This is a genomic window from Paenibacillus sp. FSL R5-0475, from assembly GCF_038004585.1.
Lineage (GTDB): Bacteria > Bacillota > Bacilli > Paenibacillales > Paenibacillaceae > Paenibacillus_AQ.
The window spans coordinates 3,765,310-3,789,931 of sequence record NZ_JBBORK010000001.1 but is presented as its reverse complement, the minus strand read 5'-3'; the positions used below and the strand labels follow the sequence as shown (position 1 = coordinate 3,789,931).

Genomic DNA, 24,622 nt, shown 5'->3' with positions numbered 1-24,622 from the left:
TAATAGGGAATACTCCGCTTCAGGTTTTGTTCTCTCAATGTGTCACTGCTTGTCTCATATATGAATGCAATCTGGGTAATCAATCTATCTGCAATTTCAATCATAGCACCCCAATTTTCCAATGAAAAAGATGCCTTAAGCATACTAGTTAAGAAATCAGCATTTAATCCATCCAAATCCAACTTCAATGCGATCTTCCTTTCTTCTGTATATCATTCATCTGTTATTGCTATGTCGTTTGTATCTCTAGACTATTCTTTATTTTACCAATAAAGTAAGTGATTTTCATCACTGGAACGAGGAAACAAGAGTTTGTTTTGTGATTGTCCAAATATAACTAAGGTACAGTGTTCTCACTAAGTTCCATAGAATCGAGGGAATTATGTTTGTTAGGCTGTTTATTTGCCCCTCTATTTAGGGGTTATTTGTACGTAAAATACCGAAATGTACCTATCTTGGAAATCCATATTCAATTATGATCTTTCCGAAAGAAAGCGCTATCAAAGTAATTTTGACCACATTTCATGAGGGGGTAAGGATGATTTGAAGCGAATGGGAAAAAGATTGGGTATGAGTCTGCTAGTATTCATTATTGCAGCAGCACAGTTCGGTTTTACAGGAATGAAAGGCAATGTTGCGCAAGCGGCGGAAAAGAGTATGGCTCAAAAGCCGTATATGGGCTGGAGCAGTTACAGTATGCAAGTTTATGATGGGGCAGGAAACTGGACATCGGCGGAGAGCGTTAAGAAGCAATCGGATGCGATGCATGAGAAGCTGCAAGCCCATGGATATGAATATATTAATATTGATGCGGGCTGGAATGGCGATATGGATGAATACGGGAGACCTATTCCTAGTGAAGTCCTTTATCCGAACGGATTTCAGGAGGTCATTGACTATGTTCATAATAATGGACAAAAGATTGGGATCTATCTGATCCCGGGGGTATCTATCGATGCATATAACCGAAATCTTGAGGTGTATGGGACAGGCGGCGAATGTCGTATTCAGGATATTACGGCCAAGCCGCTTACCATTATGGATTATTGGAATTCCTACACCTATAAAATTGATTTCACGAATCCCTGTGCCCAGAAGTATGTGGATTCCATTGCAGATATGCTTGGTGAGTGGGGGATCGATTTCGTCAAATTCGACAGCGTAACCCCTGGGTCGGGGATTGACAACTTGAGCCGGGATGCACGCGGCGATGTAGAAGCATGGTCCAAGGCTTTGGATAGAAATAACATCTGGTTTGAGCTATCCTGGGCGCTCGACCACAATTACGTAGAATTCTGGAAAAAATATGCTAACGGTTGGCGAATTGATTGGGATGTTGAATCTTATGACGGCAGTGGGTTGACAGCATGGCCGAGTATTTCCCGATTATTCCCCAAAGCAGCACTTTGGTGGCGGGATGCAGGCCCTGGCGGCTGGAATGACTTCGATTCCCTGAATGTTGGTAACGGCTCCATGGATGGTCTGACCAAGGATGAGCGGAAGACTGCGATGACGTTTTGGTCCATTTCTTCCGTACCGCTCTATACAGGGAATGACATGACACGGCTGGATAGTTATGGACTAGAACTGCTTACCAATGATGAGGTAATTGCCGTAAATCAGGCCGGACGTCCTGGCCATTCGGTATCGATGGATACCCAGCAGCAGGTCTGGTACGCCAATAATGGAGATGGGACTTACAGCGTTGCTTTGTTCAATCTGGGTAGTCGGGGTGCGGAGGTTAAAGTCAAATGGAGTGATCTTGGCCTTGATGGTCCGGCTTCAGTGCGCGACCTATGGAGCCATTCCGAACTGGGAACCTTTGAGAAGGAATTCAGCGGTGGCATCCTTGAACCCCATGCCTCTCGCATGCTTAAAGTAACCGCGCTAAGCGGTACATCAGCTGTCAATAACGATGATACAGGGATGCGCTACAGCGGAGATTGGAAGCGAAATGGAGGCAAGGAGCTGATAGAGGGGAAGCAGGATCTGAGCATTACAATCAAGGATTCCAGTGCTACTGCTACGAACACTCCTCAAGAGGATGCTCTTAACTCTGGGGCTGACCCTGCTGCGGATTCAGCTTCGGCAAGCAATACCACCGTTACGGATGTGGTTTACATTAATGATAATGACAGCGGCATTAAATACAACGGCATATGGCAGGTAAGCTCAGCCCGAGAACATGGAGATTATAATGGCGATGTGCATTATACCGAGAAAGACGGTGATTCTTTTGAGTACACCTTTACGGGAACAGGCATTGAGCTGCTGACGGAAAAGCATGAATCGCAAGGAGAAATGATTGTTACATTAGACGATGGGGTTGCACAGACTGTAAATGCGTATACAAGTGGACCGAGAGAGGTACAACAATCTCTTTATAGTGTATCAGGACTTTCTAACGGCCCTCACACGCTTAAGGTGAACAAGGGAGCGGGAAATTATATGCTGCTCGACGCGCTGAGAGTGACGACAGAAAGTCCGGCTGGGGGTCAGAACAGTTCTATCACTCCGACTTCCGCTGGGTTTGATAAAGCAACGGAACAACAGAAGGATGTCACAGTCACGCTTAATCTGCATGGTAATACGCTGAGTGGTATTGAGAATAATGGAGTGGTACTCCGCGAAGAAGATTATACGGTGACTAATGACAAATTGACCATTAAGAAGGAATATCTTGTACAGCAATCTGCTGGTATAACAAGTCTTAACATCATCTTTAACGCCGGTGATCCACAGACATTAGCGGTACACATTAGCGATTCTACAGGCATCCGTTATGTGATGGTTAATAATGACGATCCGGGAATCAAATATAACGGTACTTGGTCCCGCAGTAGTGGAAGAGGAATGGGCGACTACAATGACGATGTGCAGTATGCGGAGCAGAATGGTGATTCTTTTGAATATACCTTCAGAGGAACAGGGATTCAACTGTTCACTGAGGTAGACGAATCACAAGGGGATATGGATATCTATGTAGACGATCAATTCAAGGGCACGGTAAGCGCTTATCGAAACGGGCGATTGTCACAGCAGATTCTGTACAGTATCTCTGGGCTTACAGATGGACAGCACACACTCAAGGCTGTGAAAAAATCAGGCAGATTCATGCTGCTTGACATGCTCAAGGTAGAGATTCCGAATATGATTAATCCGATCGCAGCGAGCTTTGATAAATCGCTTTCTGCTCAGCAGGACATTGAGATTACACTTCTACAACAGCCGGAAAGCTTTATAGGCATTACGAATGGATCATATCATCTGGTTCCTGGGACCGATTATACGGTAGCTGGTGACCGTGTTAAACTGAACAAATCTTATCTCGCATCACAGCCAGTGGGAAAGCTGAACCTCAGCTTTACTATTGGTGGCGATTATCTTAATGATGTGCATTCAACGACAGTGGACGGCGATTCTTTTGAATATACCTTTAAGGGCACTGGAATCCGCTTGATCACACCTACGGGTCCAGATCAAGGTGAAGTAGATATTTATGTGGACGGACAATGGATTCAGACTGTGAATGCTTATAGTCAGAGTCGACTGACACAACAGGAGATTTATAGTATTTCTGGATTGGCAAGCGGCTTACACACACTTAAAGCTGTGAAGAAATCAGGTAATCTCATGCTGACAGATCGATTGAAATTCACAGTCCCAACCAGTGATGGCGGAACAACGAACCCTACAGAACCTCCAACACCAACGCCGACGGCAACACCTACACCGACTGATGCAGGGGGTCAGTCTATACCAGCTCAGCCTTCATCCACACCTACCCTGACTCCGACGCCAACGCCAACTCCGGCATCTGGAACTGATGGGAAGGATGATTCCGAGACGATGCGACATTCGGCGTATATCAACGGATATCCGGGAGGCTTCTTTAAACCCGATGCTCCCATTACCCGTGCTGAGATGGCAACCATCCTAGCGAAGGTTGCTGAGAAAGAGGCCACTGGATCAGGCGTAACATTCAGTGATATTCCCTCCAGCTATTGGGGGGCAGATGCTATTGCCAAAGTAGCTAAGATGGGACTAATGAACGGTTATATTGATGGTACTTTTAAGCCTAATCAACCATTGACGCGTGCAGAAATGGCTAGTTTAACAGCCATGCTGAGCCCGAATTCTACAACATCGGGTCGCGGCTTCTCTGACATCACCGGTCACTGGGCACAGGCAGCGATAAAGAAAGCCCAAGATATAGGTATAATGAATGGCTACAGTGACGGAACTTTCCGCCCGAATTCCAAGCTTACTCGTGCGGAAGCCGTTACAGCTATCAACAGAGTTTTGGGCAGGGGCCCGCTTATGGGTGTCACGCAGCCAGGGTGGAACGATGTTCCAGTCTCCCACTGGGCATTCGGTGATATTGAGGAGGCATCGACCGACCATATCTCGAAGCCTAGTACACAAGGCGGAGAACAGTGGACAGAATAAGTTGAGCGATGAATGAACGGAGGGGCCTTCTTTGGCCCCTTTTTTCTGAATGATATGAGATGAGAAAAAGAAGGGGGGATGAGCATGAATATTCTAATTACCGGAGCAAGTGGATTTATCGGAACGGCTCTAGCCAAGTATTTGGCAGATAAACATACAGTGATTTGTCTGTCACGCCAAGCTCCGGAAGGGGCTTTTGCGTATGTTCAGGGTTCTTTTGATTCGGCGGAGGATTTGAGCAGGCTGGACTCGTATGATATTCAGGCGGTGATTCATCTTGCCGCAGTTACTGGCGGCTCTACTGAGGAGGAAAGCCTTGCTGTTAATGTGCTGGGAACAAGGAGATTGTACCGATATCTGCTTGACCACGGTTGCCAAAAGTTCATCACAGCGAGCTCCATTGCCGTGGTGGGTGGACTCACTGAGGATTTTATTCCGCTTGAGCTGCCTATCCCAAATGATCATCCCTGTTTGGCAGCGGATGCCTATGGGCTAAGCAAAGCTATGGTCGAGGAGTTGACCCGGTATTTTCATCGCAATCATAAAGATACTGACTTTATCAATCTTCGCTTTGGAGCTGTAGCCTCCCCAGGCTGGATTCCTCCTGTCTTGAAGACAGGATCCAAGCCAACACTCCCGTTCATCACACTGGGGCATGTCCATGCTGAGGATGTGGTGGAGGGAATTACTGCGGCACTGCAATCTCCACTTAAGCCGGGGGTAAGAACTCTCAATCTGGTTGGGCCGGATGCTAGCAGCAATTTGCCAGTGGCTGAGCTCCTTACCCCGTTGGTGGGGAATGATTATAATTTGGATTATTATCATTTTTCCGGTCAAGAATATAAGCCTTTGTATGCTATGGATCGTTTCAAGGAGGAATTCGGTTTTGTGCCTTCACGTTCTACCCGCCATACGATGGGTACAACTTAGAAGGGTTAACACACTGGAAAGATAAAAAAATTCGGATGGTGAATAAAAAGCAGTGATAACGGCGTATATCGGTGCTTTTTATCCAGTTCTGAAAGTTTTAACACCTGTAAAATTGGGTTTGCACACTTGACTATTAAGTAAAATGTTTTAATCTATGGTAATGATAGCGCTATCGAAATGATATTAGGGGAGGGGTCACTACGCTTAAATATTCCAATATCTTTCGTAAATTCTTAATCTCCTATGTAGTCATTTTGGTCATTCCCAGCATTGGCGGATATATGTCCTATCTGACTTCGATTTCTGTGACAGAGTCTATCTCTATTGAGAACGGGGTCACCCAGCTCCAGAAAAGTCAGGAAATATTGGAGCGCCGCATGGCGGAAGTAGAAGGGTTTACCAGGCAATTGGCAGTCAATCAGGAGCTAAACGTTCTGATGAATGAAAGAGACAATGAGACGAACGTGTATGGCATTTGGAGAACGATGCGGAATGTCCTGACTTTCGGTCAGACGAATGATTTTCTGCAAAACTATTATATTTACCTCGCCAATTATAATCTTATTCTAACCCCAGGTTCTTCTTACCGGCCGGAACATTACTACTCTAATTTCAACTATAAGGATCTTTCGCTACAGGATTGGACCAAAGAAGTGCTTGAGAAAACCCACCGCAGTGAAATCAAGCCACTCAGTGACTATGTTAGCAGGGGCATGCAAACCTCCGTTATTACCTATATGCAGTCACTCCCTCTGGATAGTTTCAACGATTCCTCACCAGCTGTCGCGGTAGTGATCATAGACGAGAAAATCATTTCTAGTCTATTATCTGGTCTAACTGAGCGATACGGAGGCTGGGTTCATATCAGCGATGCTGAAGGAAATACGATTGTTCTGCAGGGAAGTGATGAGCAGAAAATGGCCCATATGACCGCTGATTCGGATTTTGATAAAAACAAGGTTAGTCAGTTCTATGAAGACGATCTAGTGATCACGACTCGTTCTGATTCGAACGGCTGGGTATACCAGACAGGGATTCCCCGGCATATTTTGATGGAGAATGCTAACAAGATCAAGCAAATGTCCATACAAATTACGGGAGGAACATTACTCATCGGCTTGATAGTTGGACTAATATTAGCTTACCGTAACAGCGCTCCAATCAACCACATGCTTAGCGTCATGAAGGAGCAATTTGGCAAGGAAGAGGCCTCCGCCAAGAATGAATTTGACTTTTTAAGCGGAAATATTGCCAATATGATCACCAAGAATAAGTTGCTGGAAACCGAACTTAATCGTCAGCTTCCGTTGGTCAGGGATGCATTTCTGAAGCGGTTATTAGCGGGTGAATTCAAAACGCATGATGAGATTCTCACTGCCGCTGAGCAGGTGGGGATTAACTTGAAACAGAACACTGGATATGTTGGAATTGTTCAGATTAACGGCTATGCCGGTATGGACAGCGTTGAAATTCTCAATGAGCTGAATGCTTCCCGTTTGCTGCTGAAGCAGTCCCTATCGGATCTCGGAGTGGATGTACTAATGACGGATATGGGCTCCGACAAAGTGGTAACTTTGTTTTTCTCCAAGGAAGAAGAGACCGACAAAGCGTATGAGGCAGAGAATATCACTAACATTCTGGAGAATTTGGCGCAGTACGTTTTTAATGAGTACCGTATTACTACTCAGGCGGGCTTCGGTGATCTTTTTACAGAAATAACGGAGGTTAGCCTTTCCTTTGACCAAGCCAAACAAGCTCTGGAATATGCCGTCTACATGAATAAAAAAGGAATTGTATGGAGTAGCGAAGCCCAAAATGAGAATACGACCTACTATTATCCACTGGATACAGAGCAACGTCTGATCAGTACCATTCGGGCTGGAGAGCTAGAAGAGGCTAAACGGATTGTCCGTGCGATTGTTGCCCAGAACATGGAACAGCGTGAATTATCCATGGAAATGAAGCAACAGCTTGTTGGTGAAATAAAAGGGACGTTTCTTAAGCTTCTGGATCAAAAGGCTTTTACAGAATACCCGGACATCGAGAGTGTGAAGCGGAGGGTCATAGACATTGGTTCATCGGAACGACTCGAAATGATTCAGACCGAATTTTTTGTCATTATGGAAGAACTGTGCGGACTTATTGCAAATAAAAAGAAGGATGTTCATATTCAGATTATTAAGCAGATCAAGGAATATACCGTAGAAAATTATTCGGATACAGAGCTGAGTCTGTACCGGGTAGCTGAACAGGTGGAACGGCCTGAAAAATACATTTCTCAATTGTTTAAAGAGGTTACCGGTGTCAATTTCTCTGATCATCTGATAAAAGTGAGAATGGATCAGGCTGTGATTTTGCTCAAAGATAGTCGGTATACGGTCGATGAGATTGCTATGCGGGTGGGCTATAACAGTTCACATTCTTTCAGACGGGCCTTCAAGCGGTTAATCGGCGTTTCACCGAGCGCTTATAGACAGTCTATTGATGAATAAACAGTTGTTTGGTGAAAATTAAGTATTAGACTGATTCATTAAAAGAAGCAGCGGCGGACCAAGACTTGATAAATAAAGTCTTAGACTGCCGCTGTTGTCGTTCAACTAACGTTTCCCGATAGCTTTGAGGATCGCCGACGGTCTATGGATCACCGATCTCTGATCTCCGATATACGTGTCTACTTTACTTTATTTAATAAGCTTGTCACCATTCTGCTCAATGTCCCTTGATCGACGAAAGGAGCAAGACTTGCCAGCAGATCTGGGCTAAGATGTTCAGCTTCGACTCCACCAATCAACTTCTCGAGATTCTCCCTGTCCAGAAAAGGTGTGAGGCTTATGATCTGGTCCGCATCGATAGTGCCGTCTGCAACCCGGTCTACCAAGCGGTTTAATGTTTCTCTGCTAATAAAGGGTGCCAGCCCTTGAACGGAATGCCAGCTCAAGCTGCTCTCTTCTGCTTGTTGTACCAAGCGATCTACATGTTCTCTTTCCAGAAATGGGGCAATCCCAACAAGATTGTGCACTTCTAAGGAACCGTCAATCGATTTATCTACCAGTCGACTTAATGTGTCGCTGCTGACGAACGGAGCGAGTCCAGTAATGGTATTCCACACAATTTCGCCCTCTTCTGCCTGACGAACCAGTTCATCCAATGTACCTGTTCCAAGGAACGGAGCCAGCTTCATGATCACGTCTAACTTAAGGACGCTGCTGTCTAATCGTTCTGTAACCTTATGCAGAGCGCTTGCTTTTACAAATGGCGCTACTTCTACAAGCTCCTCCACCTCCGCCTCTCCGGTATTGACCATCTCTGCAACTTGTTCCGGCCTGTTCTCTGCGATCTCCTCAACCATCGTTCCTAGGTGCGGGTGCTCCCGAATTTCTGTATTGTCTCCTGCATTTAAAATGTCGTCTACCGTTTTGCCGAATAACCTCGCAAACTTCGGAAGCGTTCCGATATCGGGTAGCGAGTCGCCCCGTTCCCATTTCGATACCGCTTGATGACTTACATTCAGTTGATCGGCAAGTTCCAATTGGGTCAAATCCTGGTCTTTGCGAAGCTTCGAAATATAAGCTCCAATTTTACGCAAGTCGAGCATTGTATACCTCCAATAAAACAAAATGTACAGTGCGCACTGTCAAAAACAGCATAGCATTTCTGCAAACGCAATCCTATCAAGCGTTGGTTGAATTGTCTCATGCGCTTTATTCAACTGCCGGTAGAATTGTCCAGATTGAAAATCTCCAGAGAGGGGCCTGATTCCGGAAAAATGGCCGTTCTACAGCTATTTTGTTCTCCCTGAATAGGGTTATTTGTACGCTGAAATGCCCAAGTGTACCTTTTCTTTGGGGATAAAAGTCAATTATGATCAACTCGTAGAAAGCGCTATCATAAACTACTGGCGGTTGCTTAGGGGGGATTGTTCTGGAGAAAGAAATAGTATTACATCACAAGTCGTTACCGAAGCGTAAGGGCTCTGTATTTTTACAAAATGCTCGTAGAAGTATGAAAAAGCACTGGCAGCTACATTTGCTCGTGATTCCACCTCTGTTATTTTTCCTCATTTTTAAGTATTATCCAATGCTGAACGCGGTTCTAGCCTTCAAGGACTACAACGTGATTAAAGGTATATGGGGAAGTCCATGGGTTGGATTTCATAATTTTCGTTTATTTTTTGATAATCCGCAGTTTTGGACGCTGCTCAAGAACACCATCATGCTTAGTGGTTACCTACTGCTGGCGGGATTTCCAATTCCGATTATCCTTGCGCTCATGATTAATGAATTGCGCGGGGGAAGGTTCAAAAAGTTCGTCCAGCTGGTCTCTTTTGCGCCTTATTTCATCTCGACGGTTGTCATGGTGTCCATTATTATGCTATTTATGGCACCTCGTCTTGGATTTGCGAACATCGCTCTCAACTTCTTCGGTTTGGAGTCGATCAATTTCCTTGGAGAACCGGGAATGTTTCGTTCGATTTATGTCTGGTCTGATATTTGGCAGACTGCGGGCTATAGTGCCGTTATCTATTTAGCAGCGCTTGCCGGTATAGATCCTACGCTTTATGAGGCAGCCAAAGTCGATGGCGCTTCACGCTTTCAAAAAATTCGTTATATTGATCTGCCAGGTATTGTGCCTACCATCGTCATCATCCTGATTTTGAATGTTGGGAATGTCATGGCTATTGGCTTTGAGAAGGTCTATCTTCTGCAGAACCCGCTCAATCTGGCGAATTCCGAGATCATTGCCACTTATGTCTACCGGGTCGGTTTGCTGAACGCCAATTATAGCTTTGCAACTGCGGTTGGTCTATTCAACTCGGTAATCAACCTTATTTTGTTGCTTACGGTGAATGGCTTGGCTAAACGCATCACAAACAACAGCATCTGGTAGGAAAGGAGCAACCACATGGCAGCAGTTCAACAAAAAATTAAAGAATCAACTGGCGATAAGCTATTTCTGACCACTATTTATATTCTACTCAGCCTCGTGGTCATCGCGGTGATTTATCCGCTAATTTTTATCATCAGCAGCTCGATTAGCAGTCCAGCAGCCGTTACCTCCGGTCGAGTCTGGTTATGGCCTGTAGATATTTCCTTCAAAGGTTTCAAGGTTCTGCTAAATACACCCGAGATCATTACAGGCTACGGCAACTCCATTTTTTATACAGCCGCAGGGACGTTCATTAGTGTTGTGCTTACGATCATGATCGCGTACCCTTTATCACGCAGAGGTTTCTTCGGACGCAACACTTTGATGATGATCATCACCTTTACGATGATATTCAGCGGCGGGCTGATTCCGACCTATATGGTCGTGAAGGAACTCCATTTGATTGATACCCGCTGGGCACTGCTGATACCAAACGCGATTTGGGTATGGCAGGTCATTATTGCCCGGTCATTCTTTCAATCCTCCATTCCGGAGGAGCTGCTGGAAGCCAGCGAAATCGACGGTTGCAGTGATATGCGGTTTGTCTGGAGCGTTGTCATTCCATTATCGAAGCCCATTATCGCGGTGTTAGTCCTTATGTATGCGGTAGGACAGTGGAATGCATACTTTGACGCTTTGATTTATTTGAAATCAGCGAATTTGTTCCCGCTTCAGCTTGTCTTACGAAGCATCATTATCCAGAACAACAGTGCAGGTACAATGGATGCGATGAAAATGGTGGAGCGGCAGCAGCTTGCTGAGCTACTCAAATATGCACTTATAGTTATCGCTACTCTGCCTGTACTTGTTATCTATCCGTTTGTTCAGCGTTATTTTGTCCAAGGAATGCTGGTCGGTTCAGTTAAAGGCTAATTCACAGCTTTCAGAATCTGGAGAGGGGGAGAGGCACGCAGTAAAATGACAGAAAGATATCGTACCTGCCTAAATTATAAAAGGGAGTGATCGGATTTGAAGAAAAGTGTGATGACCTTGTCATTGGTGCTGGTATTAATTCTTACGGTGGTGTTAAGCGGATGTGCTAATAAAAATACAGATAACACATCCTCCGCACCTGCTGACTCAGGTAACTCGGAATCAGCAAGCAAACCGGTGGAAATCAGCGTGTTCTCGGTTCAGGAATCCGGGATCGATGTTCCTACCAATAAATTTTCGAAATTTGTGGAAGACAAATTCAATATTAAATTCAAATGGGAAATCAACCCTTCAGACGGAGCCAAGGAAAAGCGCCAAATCTCACTTGCTAGTGGCGATTACCCTGATGCTTACCTGCTCACTCACTATATCGATCAGTTCTCACAGGCAGATCTTCTGAAGTATGGCAAACAGGGCGTACTGATTCCTCTGAACGATCTAATTGATAAATATGCTCCGAATATTAAAGCGGCTATGGAAAAGAACGATAATTTGAGAACTCTTAACACAGCGCCTGATGGTAATATCTACGGGCTTGTCGCTTACACAGAGTGCTTTCACTGCTCCTATCCGAGCAAAATGTGGCTCAATACCGAGTGGCTGAAGAAGCTGAATCTGGAAATGCCGAAGACAACCGAAGAATTCAAAAAAGTGCTGGAAGCTTTCAAAACACAAGATCCGAACGGGAATGGAAAAGCAGATGAAGTGCCGCTAAGTGGCTCCATTGAGGAGTTTGGTGTACGCATTGTACCATTCCTCATGAATGCCTTTGTATACGATGATGACCGCAATTATCTGAACATGATGGATGGAAAAGTTCAATCGGCGGCTGTCACACCGGAGTGGAAGGAAGGCCTGACCTATATCAAATCTCTGTTTGACGCAGGTTTGATTGATCCAGGGGCATTCACACAGAATGCGGAAGCCTTTAAGAAAATCGGTGAAAATGCCGATGCGGAAATTCTGGGCGCTGGTGCGGGCATGCACCCTGCGATTTTCGTCAATATTGATCCGGGCAATAGAAGCTCGGCACACTACAATCCTGTACCACCGATTAGCGGACCGGAAGGTATCTCCTATGCGACTCATGATGCAGGTGGCGTATCCCCAGGAGCGAAATTTGTCATCACCAACAAAGCTAGCGAGGAAGCACAGATCGCTTTAATTAAAATGGTAGACTACATGTTTACTTCTGAAGGACAGACCAATGGTGGCAGCGGTATGAAGGGCATTGATTGGACTGATCCAGAAGAAGGCGATGTAGCACTGGACAAAGATGTTAAACCAGTGATCAAGACCATTCCTATGGCGGAGGGCGAAGCGCCGCGCAATGCGGGCTGGAGCGGCATGGGTCACTTCTATATGCCAAAAGAGTACCGTGATACCTTCGTTCAAGCTACTGACATCTACGCTTCCAGCGGTTATGAACGCAGATTGTATGATGCGACTCTGCTGTATGAGGGACATGAGCCTAAAGAATTATTCCCGATCTGGTCGATTTGGATTGATCCAAGCGAAATCGATGAAGCGAGCTTACTGCAAACCAACATCAAGAATTACATTGAGCAAAATCAGCTTCAATTCATCACGGGCAACAAGGATCTTAATAAAGATTGGGATGCTTATATAAAAGGTCTGAAAGACTTGAAGCTAGATCGTTATCTCGAAATCTTGCAAAAGGCTTACGAAACTTCTAAAAAATAAAATATTGAAATCAGAATCAGGTGCTGTAAGATATACCCCAGCACCTGATTTCTTGATTTCAAGGAAAAATATACATTTTTATTTACGGAGGATCAGTCATGACAGAAGAGAAACATTGCAATCATCAATTTGTGGTTCCAAGACGGGGACTACCGAATACAAGTGTCAGACTTGCGGGAAAGGAGCCGATGACTGTCGCCTTTTTGGGTGGTTCCATTACAGAGGGGGCAGGTGCTTCCGACGCGGACACATTTAGCTGGAGAGCGCTGACTGATAAGTATCTGCAGGAGCGATTTGCGAATCATGAATTCCGCTTCATCAATGCGGGAGTGGGTGGAACGAATTCCACGCTGGGCGCTCACCGATTACAGTCGCATGTCCTGGAATACGGCAAGATTGATCTTCTATTCGTTGAATTTAGCGTCAATGACGGCAACGACCGGGAAGAATCCATTAGAGGTCTGGAAGGAATTGTGCGCCAGTGCAGACGGTTGTCGCCCGGCACTGACATTTGCTTCTTGTATACGGCAGCAGAGAAGAATCTGTCAGGGAGCAATCCCTTTAACATTGCCGTCCACGAAGAAGTAGCTGAGCATTACGATCTTCCATCTGTTAATTTTGCAGCTAGAGTTTATGCACAGACCCAGGCCGGACAAATGGAGTGGACTGAGCTGGCCCGGATGGATATCACCCCAATGATGACGGACATGCGCTGTATGCTTCTTTTTTACAGGAATATTTGGATGCAGCTCTTGTTCCTGATAACACACATTCAAATACCGGAAGCGCGTTAAGTATTGCTCCTCTGGAGGAGCAAAATTATGAATACGGTAATTTACTGGATTTCAGAGGCGCTGATCATGCAGATGGGTTCGAGCTACGCGAGCTTACCCCTGATGATCCACTGATGAACTGGCGATTTGGAACGGAGCATTTATATACAGATAGCAAAGAGGCATCTTTTTCTTACACAGTAACCGGACAGAGTGTGGGTCTGCTGCTGCTCTACGGCCCGGACAGTGGGATATTCGAATATTCGCTCAATGGCGGTCCCTTTCATGCGGTTAACTTATTCGATGAATGGTGTCCGCTTGCGTTTCGGCCTATTATTGCTATGTTCGGAATCGAGGAACAACGTCAGGAATTGCAAGTAACCGTGCGAATTACAGGGGAAAAGGATGAACAGAGTAAAGGCACCAGTCTGCGCATTTTGCAGCTAATGTACAATTGATTATTCTAACCTAGAGGATTATACTGCCTCTTATTAAGCGTTTACAATGCTAAGGAAGTTGGTGTTGATCATTTCTTTTACAGAACACAACGTCGATTCTTCTCCTATCGTAATCCGCCTGACTGATTATGGTGTTCTGCCGGATTCCGGCTTGGATGCTCAGCCAGCCATGACAAGAGCTATTGAGGCAGCCGCCGAAATAACTGGGCCGGTCCTGCTGGATTGTCCAAAAGGCTGCTATCATTTCTATCCGGAAGCGGCGATCCGGAAACCCTACTACATCTCCAACACTACCAGTGAAGAAGAGAATCCTGATGTCACCAAGACTATAGGAATTCTCTTAAAGGGGCTGCACAATTTAACATTTGAGGGCAATGGCTCTCAATTTATCTTCCATGGCAAGCAGACTATGTTCTTGCTGGATGGATGCAAAAATGTAGAGATTCGTAATTTACATACCGACTATGCTCGGCCGACTGTGACAGAGATGGAGATTACTGAAAGCGGTACTCATTATTTCGATGTCCAGGTTCACCCCGATTCGCGTTATGAGATCAGGGATGGCAAGCTGGTCTGGATCGGTGAGGGCTGGAACTTCTCGGAAGGACCAATGCAGACCTATGATCCACTTAGCAATACGACTTGGCGGGTGGACAACTGGTCGGAGCTGGCTGATTCGGTTGAAGAGCTGGAGCCGATGAAGCTCCGCTTGCATTTTGATCATCAGCCTGAGGTTGTCCCCGGGCAAGTCCTGCAAAGCCGTGATGGTATTCGCGATCAGGTAGGTGTCTTCATTGTGGAAAGCTCTAACATCACCTTCAGCGATGTGGGGCTGCATTTTTTACACGGACTTGGTGTTGTAGGGCAGTTCAGCGACAATCTCACCTTTCAACGCATGGATATTTCGCCGCGCCTGGAGACAGGCCGAACGGTTACTGGCTTTGCGGATTTCATCCATATGTCCAGCTGCCGAGGTAAAATAACTGTTGCAGACAGCCGTTTTGCCGGTTCTCATGATGACGTCGTCAATGTCCATGGTACCTATCTACGGATCGTGGAGCAGCTGTCTGCCAATAGGGTGAAGGTTCGGTTCATGCATCCGCAGACTTACGGTTTTATGGCCTTCCATCCAGGAGACGAAATTGAATTTGTTCGTTCTGGCTCTCTGACCACCTATGCTGCTAATGAAGTGATAGAGGTTACGCGTCTCAACCCACGTGAGCTAATATTGACTTTAGCACAGTCTATTCCTGAAGGAATTGGCAGCCATGATGTGATCGAGAATGTAACCTGGACACCGGAGGTTGAAGTCGTAAATAATCACCTCGCGCGGGTACCGACCCGCGGTATCCTTGTGACAACCCGGCGTAAAGTAGAGATTAAGGGGAATGTTTTTGATCGGATGCAAATGAGTGCGATTCTGGTTGCCCTGGATGCGGAGTCTTGGTATGAGTCTGGCAAGGTGGAGGATGTAACCATCGCCGAGAATCATTTTATTGAATGCGGGGGCATCGAGCATCCGGTTATTTTCATTTCGCCAGAGAACACAGAGGTTGATGAGAGCACTCCTGTTCATCAGGGTATAGTTATTATGAACAACAGGTTCGAGACTGGTGAAACGTTAGTCCTTAGTGCCAAGAGCACCCGCGGACTGGTCTTCAGTGCTAACGAAATTGTCATGGGTGGGGAAGGTACGAACTGTCTTTCCAGTGTTGCGGATGCGATACGTTTAACCGCCTGTAGCGAGGTCGATATTCAGGATAATTAATTCAATGAGTTAGGGCAGGTTGTGTTAGATCGCGATATGGATCGGTAGATCGATGTATAGAAAACGCTTTATCTGATCTTTATAATGAGGGCAGACTTGGGGGAATACATTATTTAATTCATGACAGATCGTGAGGGAGAGAACCAATGAAACTTCAATATGACAAGCCAGCAAATGTATGGACCGAAGGGCTTCCGATTGGGAATGGCCGTCTGGGTGGTATGATCTTCGGCGGTGTGGAACAGGAGAAAGTCAGTCTAAACGAGGATACATTATGGTCGGGATTCCCGAAGGATGGGAATAATCCAGGTGCTAAGGAAGCTTTGCCAAAGGTTCGAAAGCTGATTCAGGAGGGCCGGTATACAGAAGCGGACACCCTGACTAGAGAGATGCTAGGTCCGTACACCCAATCGTATCTGCCTTTTGGAGATTTACTACTTCGTTTTGAGCATGGTGGTGTTTATCAATCCTATCGGCGGACATTAGATATTGAACATGCGGTTCACCGCGTTGAATACAAGATTGGTAATGTTACTTATACCCGTGAGATGTTCGCTTCACATCCTGATCAGTTGCTCGTGCTGCGTCTGACTGCAAGTGCACCGGGAGCGCTGAATGTACATGCTACACTAGATAGTTCGCTTCGGCATAGCCTTCACGCTCAGGGTGATAACTTTGTACTCTCGGGAACTGCACCGGAGCATGTTGATCCAAGCTATTTTTGGAGTGACAATCCGATCCAATACGGAGAACCTGGCAAGAGCAAGGGCATGGCCTTTGAAGGACAACTCTCCGTAGTAGCAGAGGATGGGGAAGTTACCGTTGACGGTAGTGGAATTCATCTGTTGGGAGGAACGGCTGCAACCTTCTATTTCAGCGCGGCTACAGGCTTTAATGGCTTTGACAAAATCCCGGGAGCTGAGGGGAAAGATGCTTCTGCTATTGCAGCTTCTTACTTGGCAGATGTGAATGGAAAGTCTTACGACAGCTTGCTTCAAGCGCATGTCGAGGATTATCGATCACTTTTTGACCGAGTGAAGCTCCAATTAGGTAAGACACAAGCCCCGGAGTCGATGTCCACGGAGCAACGGATTACGACCTACGCGGCACAAGACTCTGGTCTTGTCGAGTTGCTGTTTCATTACGGGCGCTATTTGATGATCGCAAGCTCGCGCTCCGGAACACAGGCTACTAATCTGCAGGGAATATGGAATGCGGTTACCCGTCCGCCGTGGAGTAGCAACTATACACTGAACATCAATACAGAGATGAATTATTGGCCAGCTGAAATTTGTAATCTGGCGGAATGTCATGAGCCGCTGCTGGATATGATCGGAAATTTGGCGAAGATGGGTGCGGAGACTGCTCAAGTCAATTATGGTGCCCGAGGCTGGGTGGCTCATCATAATACGGATCTTTGGGCACAGACAGCACCGGTGGGGGATTATGGTGACGGAGATCCAAGCTGGGCTTACTGGACGATGAGTGGCGTTTGGCTGACACAACATCTCTGGGAGCATTATGCTTTTGGCGGGGACGAGGAATATTTACGGACTTCCGCTTATCCTGTGATGAAGGAGGCGGCTCTGTTTGCACTGGACTGGCTTATTGACGATGGTAACGGAAGGCTTGTGACCTCCCCTTCCACTTCACCAGAGCATAAATTCCAGACAGCGGAGGGCTTGGCTGCAGTCAGCGCAGGTGCTACTATGGATATTTCGCTCATCTGGGAGCTGTTTACGAATTGTATCGAGGCTTCGGAAACGCTTGGAACGGATGAGGATTTGCGTGCAGAATTGGTAAGTGCTCGTGAACGTTTATTGCCACTGCAGGTTGGTAAGTACGGACAGTTGCAGGAATGGTCCTTAGACTTTGAGGATGAAGATATGTATCACAGACATACCTCGCATTTGGTCGGTATCTATCCGGGCCGGCAGTTGTCAGAAGAAGAGACCCCTGAGCTGTTCGCTGCCGCCAAAACTTCGCTTGAACGGCGTGGGGACGAGAGCACGGGCTGGAGTCTGGGCTGGAGAGTTGCGCTCTGGAGCCGCTTCCGGGATGGCAACCGCTCACTGCGCCTGCTCTCAAACATGCTGCGGCTGGTGAAGGATGGGGAGTCCGAACAGTATAGTCACGGCGGTGTTTATGCCAATTTGCTTGGCGCACATCCACCGTTCCAAATTGATGGTAACTTCGCCGCTTCTGCCGGAATTGCTGAGATGCTACTGCAATCTCACCTGGAGTATCTCGATCTGCTGCCTGCACTGCCAGATGAATGGCAGGAGGGAAGCGTGGCGGGGCTACGTGCCCGCGGTGGTTTTGAAGTTAGCATTCAGTGGGATAGAGGCCATCTCGTGGAAGCACAGATTACCTCCCTTCTAGGCAATGAATGTGTGATCCGCACAGATGCTTCGCTCATGGTGAGTAATGGCGGCAACGAGATGGAATTTGACCGCTCCGTAGATGGAACGGTGAGCTTTCCAACGACCGCAGGCCAGACCTACAAGCTTATAGTTGGTAAGCAATAATAGTCAGTTTCATACGAATATGGACAGCAGCAGAGACCTAAATTACAGGATCCTGCTGCTGTTTTTTTGTACGAATATAATGCTGATCAACAATTAGGGAAAAACTCCCTGAAATTCGGAGATTTTTGCTCGCAAGACTAACAATCAGGGAATTTCTCCCTGAAATTCATCCGATCTGGTGGTGAATTTGGAATTCACTCTGTTTTTTAGGGAGGAATTCCCTCATTACATTGAAATATAGTGTTTTCTGGCTTTTTTTAGGGAGGTTTTCCCTAATCTATCTCTTCTAGCTGCCCGAAGGTGAAAACGGAGTGTGGATACGAAATTGTTGAGCATGAGTAGTATTTTATGTACATCCTCTTCTTCTTGTCATCGACATGAATACTAGGGGGATTTAGGTTTGTGCTAGATGTGTTAGATCGCGGTATGGATCGGAAGATCGTTGTATAGAAAACGCTTTATCTGATCTTTATAATGAGGGCATACTTGGGGGACACAGGTACAGAGCCTGCCGCCTTCAAGGTCCAAAACGCAGTAACAAGGAGGCAAATCATGCTAACTGATAGTGCTACAACGGTAAAAGTGAATACGGACACAGCATCTCTTATCCGTGTAACCAATGATGAGGTGAATCTAGAGATTGATCTCGGGACGGGTGAAGCATCCGTTGCCCGCGGAAACACTTCTCATGTAAAAGGGATTCGCAGTGCATTCCGCTGGCAAGGTCGGGAATATAACACTGAACATTATCAGAGCCACACACTGAAGTCTCAGGAAGTGGTAGTTCGTGAGGGCTTTGGAAAAGGTGTTCACGTAGTCATTTTGCACGAAACGTCCCTGCTGCCACAGCTGGAGCAGCATTTCTATATTTATGAATCTTCATCATTTGTATTGATGCAAATCGTAATCGCAAGCGATGAAGAGATCAAGGCAAACCGGATGGCTGTCCTTCAGACCAAATCGGTGTCACTTGGCGGGGAGTCAGGGCAACCCGAAGAACCAAGCATTCTGCGTGTGCCGTACGACAACGACAAGTGGGTCAGATATACAGTAGTGAAGCCGCCGATGGATACGGAAAGCTATGAAGTAACTGCATTGTTCGCGCCGGAAAGCCGGCAGGGAATTATTATGGGTTCCATTACGCACAAGGTGTGGAAGACAGGGATTCGTATCAAAAGCGAACGGAGCGGAGGGATCGAGGAGCTGGATCTTTACGGCGGCGCTGTAAGTGAAATGACCCGCGATTTCCAGCCACATGGTTATGTGAAAGGAACAAGAGTAGAGTCACCGCTCGTTTTCGTAGGGTTCTATGATGATTATAGAAAAGGGCTTGAAGCGTACGGTCAGGCTAATACCTGGATAGAGGCTCCTCTGTCATGGGATGGCGGCGTTCCTATCGGCTGGAATAGCTGGTCTGCGGCAATGGCTGAGCTTGATTACGATCTGTATACGTCCACCAGTAATTTTCTGAAAAATGAAGTGCAGCCGCTAGGATTCCAGAATGAGGACACACTGTACATCAACTTTGATGCTTTCTGGGATAATTTCACACCAGAAGAAATGAAGAATGCACTGGACCTGGTTCGGGAGAACGGTCATAGACCGGGAACTTACTGGACGCCTTTTGCCTTCTGGGGAAGTCCGGCTCAGTTTGGAGATCTCGTGGAAGGTACAAACGGCAAATACACTTATGGTGATATCTTGCTGCGAGACAGCGAAGGAGAAATTTTGCCGGATGTTGATGGAGGGCTGGCCATTGACCCGACACATCCAGGCAACCTGCAAAGAATAGATTGGTACACGAATAAATTTATCTCGGAAGGCTTCGAGTATGTCAAGCTAGACTTCTTGGCACATGGTGCACTGGAAGGGCAACATTACAATCCGGAAATTACGACGGGAATTGCGGCATATCACTATGGGATGACTTACTTGCAGAACAAGCTCTCACCAGAGGTGATCGGTCGGCCGTTCTTTATCAATCTATCCATCGCGCCATTGTTCCCTTATGCATTTGCACATAGCCGCCGGGTATCCTGTGACGTCTTTGGTACACTGCACGATACAGAATATTTGCTGAATTCGTTGACACATGGCTGGTGGATGAGTCATACCTTGTACCATTACAATGACCCGGATCATTCCGTGCTCTACAAGAGCCACAACCAAGATGCCACTGGCTGGCATGAAGGACGGAGCCGACTAACTGCTTCGGTCATCGCTGGAACGGTACTTCTGCTAGGCGATGATTTCCGAAAAGAAGAAGCAGCCGCACGGGCCAAAGCGTGGCTGGGCAATAAAGAGATTATGGATGTCGCCCGCCTAGGGAAGACTTTCCACCCTGTCGAAGGGGATCTTGGTAAGCAAGCTTCCGATACTTTCGTACTTGAAGATGCAGAAGATGATGTATTCTATCTTGCTGTCTTTAACTATGATGCTGCGAATTCTGCTCATAAATCTATCTCCTTGGAGCGTGCAGGGTTGAAGGGTCAAACAGCTTACCAACTGCTTGATCTATGGGAAAGCACACAAGGGGAAACAGCGGGAGAGCTTGTAGTTACGCTCGAACCGGCAGAGTCTAAAATCTTCAAATTAACGGCAAAAGCCAACTGATTATACACATTGAAAAAAGAATACGCGCAACCGCTTCTCGCGGATAGCGCGTATTCTTTTTTGTTGGAGTCTTACATTCGTATTCGGCTTTGGGGATTAAGGCGGTACTGTGTGGGATTAATGCCGTAGCAGGTACTGAAATGTCTGGAGAAAGGATGGATGGAAGGATAACCCAGCTTCTCAGCGATCGCAGTCACACTAAGCTCACTCTCCAGAAGCAATCCTGCCGCCCGCCTCATGACTAAATTATGATGATAGACGCGTGGCGTCATTCCGGTCTCCCGTAGAAACAGCTCATGGAAATATGTCCGCTTGAGCCCGCAGAACTGTGCCCAATCTTCGATAGACTTACCACGCTCGGGGTGGGTGTTCAAATATTCCAGCAGGCGGACAATACGATAATCACTTGGCTGATGCTGATGGAGGGCATTATACCAGCTCAAGATCCAGCCGTACAGATAGCTATTGGCCGTCTCATTACGATAGAACAGCGCGTCATTGTAAGACTTGGCAATCATCACAAGACTATCGTATAGCAGGGGATATTTAGCTAGTGGAAATACGCAAGGCAACTCGTTCAGCTCGGCACAGGGTGCTTCGGTGGCTTTTTTTTCAAATTGTAAGACTTCAGGGGCATGGATAAATGAAAGGTTATTAGATACTGGAGAGCGGTTGTCCCATAAATCAAAATAGATGTTGTAGGACGACAGTGGATGAGAAGGCATGATATGAAAAGCATGGGGCTGACCGGGACGGAGAAAGACAAGTGTCCTCCGTTCAATCGGATAACGTATTCCGTCGATCTCCATCTCACCGGGGCCATCAGTAAACAAGTGGAATGCGTATGCATTACCGACTCTCAGATGCTCATTGCTGCTGCCGTCGTACACATAAGGCATGATTGCGCCGACATACGGAGTCATTTCAGATAGTTTATTCATTCGGCCCCTCTTTTCTTTTCTTACCGTACAAATCGTCAAATAATCGAACAGGCCAACAAAGACAGTGATTCATTCAAATGATACGATAAATACAATGAATCCACAACATATTGGATAGGTTTAAGAAAGTGTGATTCATCTTGAAAGAGATGGAGTTATGAATAGTTTTACACTATATAGCGGATTAATTAACAACATTTTTTAGAGGGTTATCGCGCTTGCACAGATTCTACTATGGACAGGAGAAAATAAAATGAGCGATTTTAGATTATGGTATTCTACCCCTGCAACGGATTGGTCACAAGGATTGCCACTGGGCAATGGAAGAATAGGTGCAGTAGTGATAGCTGCTCCGTATCGTGAGGTATGGAACATGACCGAGGTTACCTACTGGTCGGGTCAAGCTGAGTCAGAGCCTGCTCCTTTCGGAGGCAAAGCTGCGCTGGAAGAGATGCGGAAGTACTTCTTTGCTGGCGATTATAATGAAGGTGACCGTCTAGCCAAACAACATCTGCAGCCGAAGAAACGAAATTTCGGTACGAACCTTGGTTTATGCGAGGTTGTCATTGACTTTGCAGAACAGGACACGGATTCCGGGTCAGCAGCGGCTATCGAGCGAGAGCTGGATTTGACCTGTGCGGTGGCTCAGACAGTGGTTCAAAGTAGAGGAACAACGCTGCATCGTGAGATTTTTGCCTCCCATGCTGATGATCTGGTGGTCTCAAGAATTTGGAGCGATGAACCGGGAGGTGTATCCTTTACGATCGGTCTGGAGGGTGGTTCAGAGTCGTTTACGACTCAAGTCGTGAATGACGACACTATTGAATTCAGAGGACAAGCCACAGAGAATGTGCATAGTGACGGCACTTGCGGGGTATGGGCAAAGGGACAAATTAAGGTAAGCATTTCCGGTGGTACGATGTACAGAGGGGACGGTCAATTGAGAATTGCGGGAGCCAATGAGGCGCGAATTTATTTTGCCGTCAGCACCGATTACAACCGTAGTAACTCGGAGTGGGAAATGGAGAGCAGCAGCACATTACAGCAGGCTTTGATTAAAGGATATGCGCAGTTAAAAAAAGATCATATCGAAGATTATGAGCAAGAATATGGTAAGGTGGATATCCAATTAGGTACCACTGGGAAGGTGAATCTGCCGACTGACCAACGTATTCGATTACTGGCACAGGGCCAGGAGGAAGATTCGCAGTTGTTCGCGTTGTTCCTGCAGTACGGACGTTACCTGACTATTGCTGGAGCACGTGCAGACTCCCCGTTACCGCTGAATTTACAGGGAATATGGAATGATGGTGAGGCTTGCCGTATGGGGTGGAGCTGTGACTATCATTTGGACATCAATACCCAAATGAATTACTTTCCGACGGAAGTCGTAAATCTTGGGGATAGTCATTTACCGTTAATGCGCTATATTGAGGACTTATCTCATGCTGGAAAGGCAAGCGCTCGCGATTTCTATGGCAGCAAAGGCTGGGTAGCACATGTATTCTCGAATGTCTGGGGGTTCACGGCTCCGGGCTGGGAGACATCTTGGGGGCTAAACGTTACAGGTGGACTATGGATTGCGACGCATCTGATGGAGCATTATGAATACAGTCAGGACCGTCTATTTCTGGAGGAACAGGCCTATCCAGTGCTAAAAGAAGCAGCGGCATTCTTCCTAGATTATATGACCATTCATCCCAAATACGGCTGGTTGGTGACTGGACCTTCGAACTCGCCGGAGAATCATTTCTATCCTACGGATAGCAGCGATGGGGCACAGCAGCTGTCTATGGGTACCACTATGGATCAGATGCTGGTGAAAGACCTTTTTGAGTTTTGTTTGAAGTCTGCGAAGCTACTGAATACGGACGAGGAACTACAGGAGCAGCTGGAGCAAGCGATATCCAAGCTGCCACCATTTCAGATCGGCAAGAGAGGACAGCTGCAAGAGTGGCTAGAGGACTACGAGGAAGCGCAGCCGGAGCATCGGCATTTGGCCCATTTGTTCGCGGTATATCCAAGTAATCAGATCACACCAAGTAAGACACCTGAACTTAGCGCTGCGGTGAGAGTAACACTTGAGAACCGGATGGTTCAGGAAGAACTGGAGGATGTGGAATTTACCGCAGCATTGTTCGGTCTCGGCTTTGCCAGATTGTATGATGGGGAAAAGGCCTTTAATCATATTTCTCATTTGATTGGTGGACTCAGTTTCGATAATTTATTTAGCTTTTCCAAATCGGGCATTGGAGGAGCGGAGTGCAATATTTTTGTGATCGATGGGAATTTCGGGGGTACGGCTGTTATTGCCGAGATGCTGCTGCAAAGCCATGAGGGTGAGATTCATCTGCTGCCTGCACTTCCAAAAGCATGGGGTACAGGATCGGTATCTGGACTGCGGGCCAAAGGAAATGCTGAGGTTGATGTAGCTTGGGACAATGGTCAATTAGTGGAAGCTACGATCCGTACCTACTCGCCAGGAACCGTGACACTTCGGTTGGGAGATAGAAGAGCTACTGTTCAAGGAGAAATAGGAGGAAGCTACTATTTTAACAGTCAGTTAGAGTTGGTATAATGATTCAGCGGGGGTGATATG

General features: G+C 46.6%; 14 protein-coding genes. 12 read left to right on the top strand and 2 right to left on the bottom strand.

The genetic code is table 11. The features are described 5' to 3' along the window. Positions 1-552 precede the first annotated feature (552 nt). The 3 genes from MKX41_RS16960 to MKX41_RS16950 all read left to right on the top strand — a co-directional run bounded on the left by MKX41_RS16960 (position 553) and on the right by MKX41_RS16950 (position 7,871). Positions 553-4,449: a X2-like carbohydrate binding domain-containing protein gene (locus MKX41_RS16960; RefSeq protein ID WP_340972061.1), complete on the top strand. Its 3,897-nt coding sequence runs from the start codon at positions 553-555 to the stop codon at positions 4,447-4,449. A gap of 84 nt (positions 4,450-4,533) precedes the next feature. Then, complete coding sequence (locus tag MKX41_RS16955) at positions 4,534-5,379, top strand: NAD-dependent epimerase/dehydratase family protein (protein WP_340972059.1); 846 nt, start codon at positions 4,534-4,536, stop codon at positions 5,377-5,379. A 281-nt stretch (positions 5,380-5,660) separates the two neighbouring features. Further along, positions 5,661-7,871, top strand: coding sequence for a helix-turn-helix domain-containing protein (locus tag MKX41_RS16950; RefSeq protein ID WP_339243056.1), 2,211 nt, complete (start codon positions 5,661-5,663; stop codon positions 7,869-7,871). Positions 7,872-8,050: 179 nt separating this feature from the next. On the opposite strand, the gene MKX41_RS16945 is transcribed toward MKX41_RS16950, so the two are convergent. Further along, positions 8,051-8,974 (bottom strand): helix-turn-helix transcriptional regulator, encoded by a 924-nt coding sequence (locus tag MKX41_RS16945; RefSeq protein WP_340972057.1) that lies wholly within the window; start codon positions 8,972-8,974, stop codon positions 8,051-8,053. A gap of 407 nt (positions 8,975-9,381) precedes the next feature. On the opposite strand from MKX41_RS16945, the gene MKX41_RS16940 reads away from it, so the two are divergent. The 8 genes from MKX41_RS16940 to MKX41_RS16905 all read left to right on the top strand — a co-directional run bounded on the left by MKX41_RS16940 (position 9,382) and on the right by MKX41_RS16905 (position 21,082). Continuing rightward, a complete protein-coding gene (locus MKX41_RS16940) occupies positions 9,382-10,266 on the top strand; it encodes an ABC transporter permease (RefSeq protein WP_143759569.1) in 885 nt (294 codons plus the stop codon). Positions 10,267-10,281: 15 nt separating this feature from the next. Beyond that, positions 10,282-11,178 (top strand): carbohydrate ABC transporter permease, encoded by an 897-nt coding sequence (locus tag MKX41_RS16935; protein WP_042190759.1) that lies wholly within the window; start codon positions 10,282-10,284, stop codon positions 11,176-11,178. Positions 11,179-11,289: 111 nt separating this feature from the next. Continuing rightward, a complete protein-coding gene (locus MKX41_RS16930) occupies positions 11,290-12,942 on the top strand; it encodes an extracellular solute-binding protein (RefSeq protein WP_445670757.1) in 1,653 nt (550 codons plus the stop codon). A gap of 98 nt (positions 12,943-13,040) precedes the next feature. Beyond that, positions 13,041-13,736 carry an SGNH/GDSL hydrolase family protein gene (locus MKX41_RS16925; RefSeq protein ID WP_340972052.1) on the top strand — a complete coding sequence of 232 codons (696 nt, stop codon included), beginning with the start codon at positions 13,041-13,043 and terminating at the stop codon, positions 13,734-13,736. Continuing rightward, a complete protein-coding gene (locus tag MKX41_RS16920) occupies positions 13,682-14,173 on the top strand; it encodes a hypothetical protein (RefSeq protein ID WP_340972050.1) in 492 nt (163 codons plus the stop codon). The genes MKX41_RS16925 and MKX41_RS16920 overlap by 55 nt, the downstream gene beginning before the upstream one ends. 64 nt (positions 14,174-14,237) lie before the next feature. Further along, positions 14,238-15,941 carry an alpha-1,3-galactosidase-related protein gene (locus tag MKX41_RS16915; RefSeq protein WP_340972048.1) on the top strand — a complete coding sequence of 568 codons (1,704 nt, stop codon included), beginning with the start codon at positions 14,238-14,240 and terminating at the stop codon, positions 15,939-15,941. Between the two features lie 146 nt (positions 15,942-16,087). Then, positions 16,088-18,469 (top strand): glycoside hydrolase family 95 protein, encoded by a 2,382-nt coding sequence (locus MKX41_RS16910; protein WP_340972046.1) that lies wholly within the window; start codon positions 16,088-16,090, stop codon positions 18,467-18,469. A 552-nt stretch (positions 18,470-19,021) separates the two neighbouring features. After that, positions 19,022-21,082 carry an alpha-galactosidase gene (locus tag MKX41_RS16905; RefSeq protein ID WP_340972043.1) on the top strand — a complete coding sequence of 687 codons (2,061 nt, stop codon included), beginning with the start codon at positions 19,022-19,024 and terminating at the stop codon, positions 21,080-21,082. A gap of 71 nt (positions 21,083-21,153) precedes the next feature. Here the strand turns inward: MKX41_RS16905 and MKX41_RS16900 are convergent, their stop codons facing one another. Further along, a complete protein-coding gene (locus tag MKX41_RS16900; RefSeq protein WP_076284717.1) occupies positions 21,154-22,023 on the bottom strand; it encodes a helix-turn-helix domain-containing protein in 870 nt (289 codons plus the stop codon). Positions 22,024-22,276: 253 nt separating this feature from the next. Between MKX41_RS16900 and MKX41_RS16895 the strand changes: the two genes are divergently transcribed. Further along, complete coding sequence (locus tag MKX41_RS16895; RefSeq protein WP_340972039.1) at positions 22,277-24,601, top strand: glycoside hydrolase family 95 protein; 2,325 nt, start codon at positions 22,277-22,279, stop codon at positions 24,599-24,601. Positions 24,602-24,622: the final 21 nt, after the last annotated feature.

Excerpts from the sequence above, each read along its gene's own strand:
- MKX41_RS16905 (WP_340972043.1), top strand. The coding sequence starts at position 19,022 with ATGCTAACTGATAGTGCTACAACGGTAAAAGTGAATACGGACACAGCA.
- MKX41_RS16940 (WP_143759569.1), top strand. The coding sequence starts at position 9,382 with ATGAAAAAGCACTGGCAGCTACATTTGCTCGTGATTCCACCTCTGTTA.
- MKX41_RS16900 (WP_076284717.1), bottom strand. The coding sequence starts at position 22,023 with ATGAATAAACTATCTGAAATGACTCCGTATGTCGGCGCAATCATGCCT.
- MKX41_RS16910 (WP_340972046.1), top strand. The coding sequence starts at position 16,088 with ATGAAACTTCAATATGACAAGCCAGCAAATGTATGGACCGAAGGGCTT.
- MKX41_RS16895 (WP_340972039.1), top strand. The coding sequence starts at position 22,277 with ATGAGCGATTTTAGATTATGGTATTCTACCCCTGCAACGGATTGGTCA.
- MKX41_RS16960 (WP_340972061.1), top strand. The coding sequence starts at position 553 with ATGGGAAAAAGATTGGGTATGAGTCTGCTAGTATTCATTATTGCAGCA.
- MKX41_RS16950 (WP_339243056.1), top strand. The coding sequence starts at position 5,661 with ATGTCCTATCTGACTTCGATTTCTGTGACAGAGTCTATCTCTATTGAG.
- MKX41_RS16945 (WP_340972057.1), bottom strand. The coding sequence starts at position 8,974 with ATGCTCGACTTGCGTAAAATTGGAGCTTATATTTCGAAGCTTCGCAAA.
- MKX41_RS16930 (WP_445670757.1), top strand. The coding sequence starts at position 11,290 with ATGACCTTGTCATTGGTGCTGGTATTAATTCTTACGGTGGTGTTAAGC.
- MKX41_RS16935 (WP_042190759.1), top strand. The coding sequence starts at position 10,282 with ATGGCAGCAGTTCAACAAAAAATTAAAGAATCAACTGGCGATAAGCTA.
- MKX41_RS16925 (WP_340972052.1), top strand. The coding sequence starts at position 13,041 with ATGACAGAAGAGAAACATTGCAATCATCAATTTGTGGTTCCAAGACGG.
- MKX41_RS16955 (WP_340972059.1), top strand. The coding sequence starts at position 4,534 with ATGAATATTCTAATTACCGGAGCAAGTGGATTTATCGGAACGGCTCTA.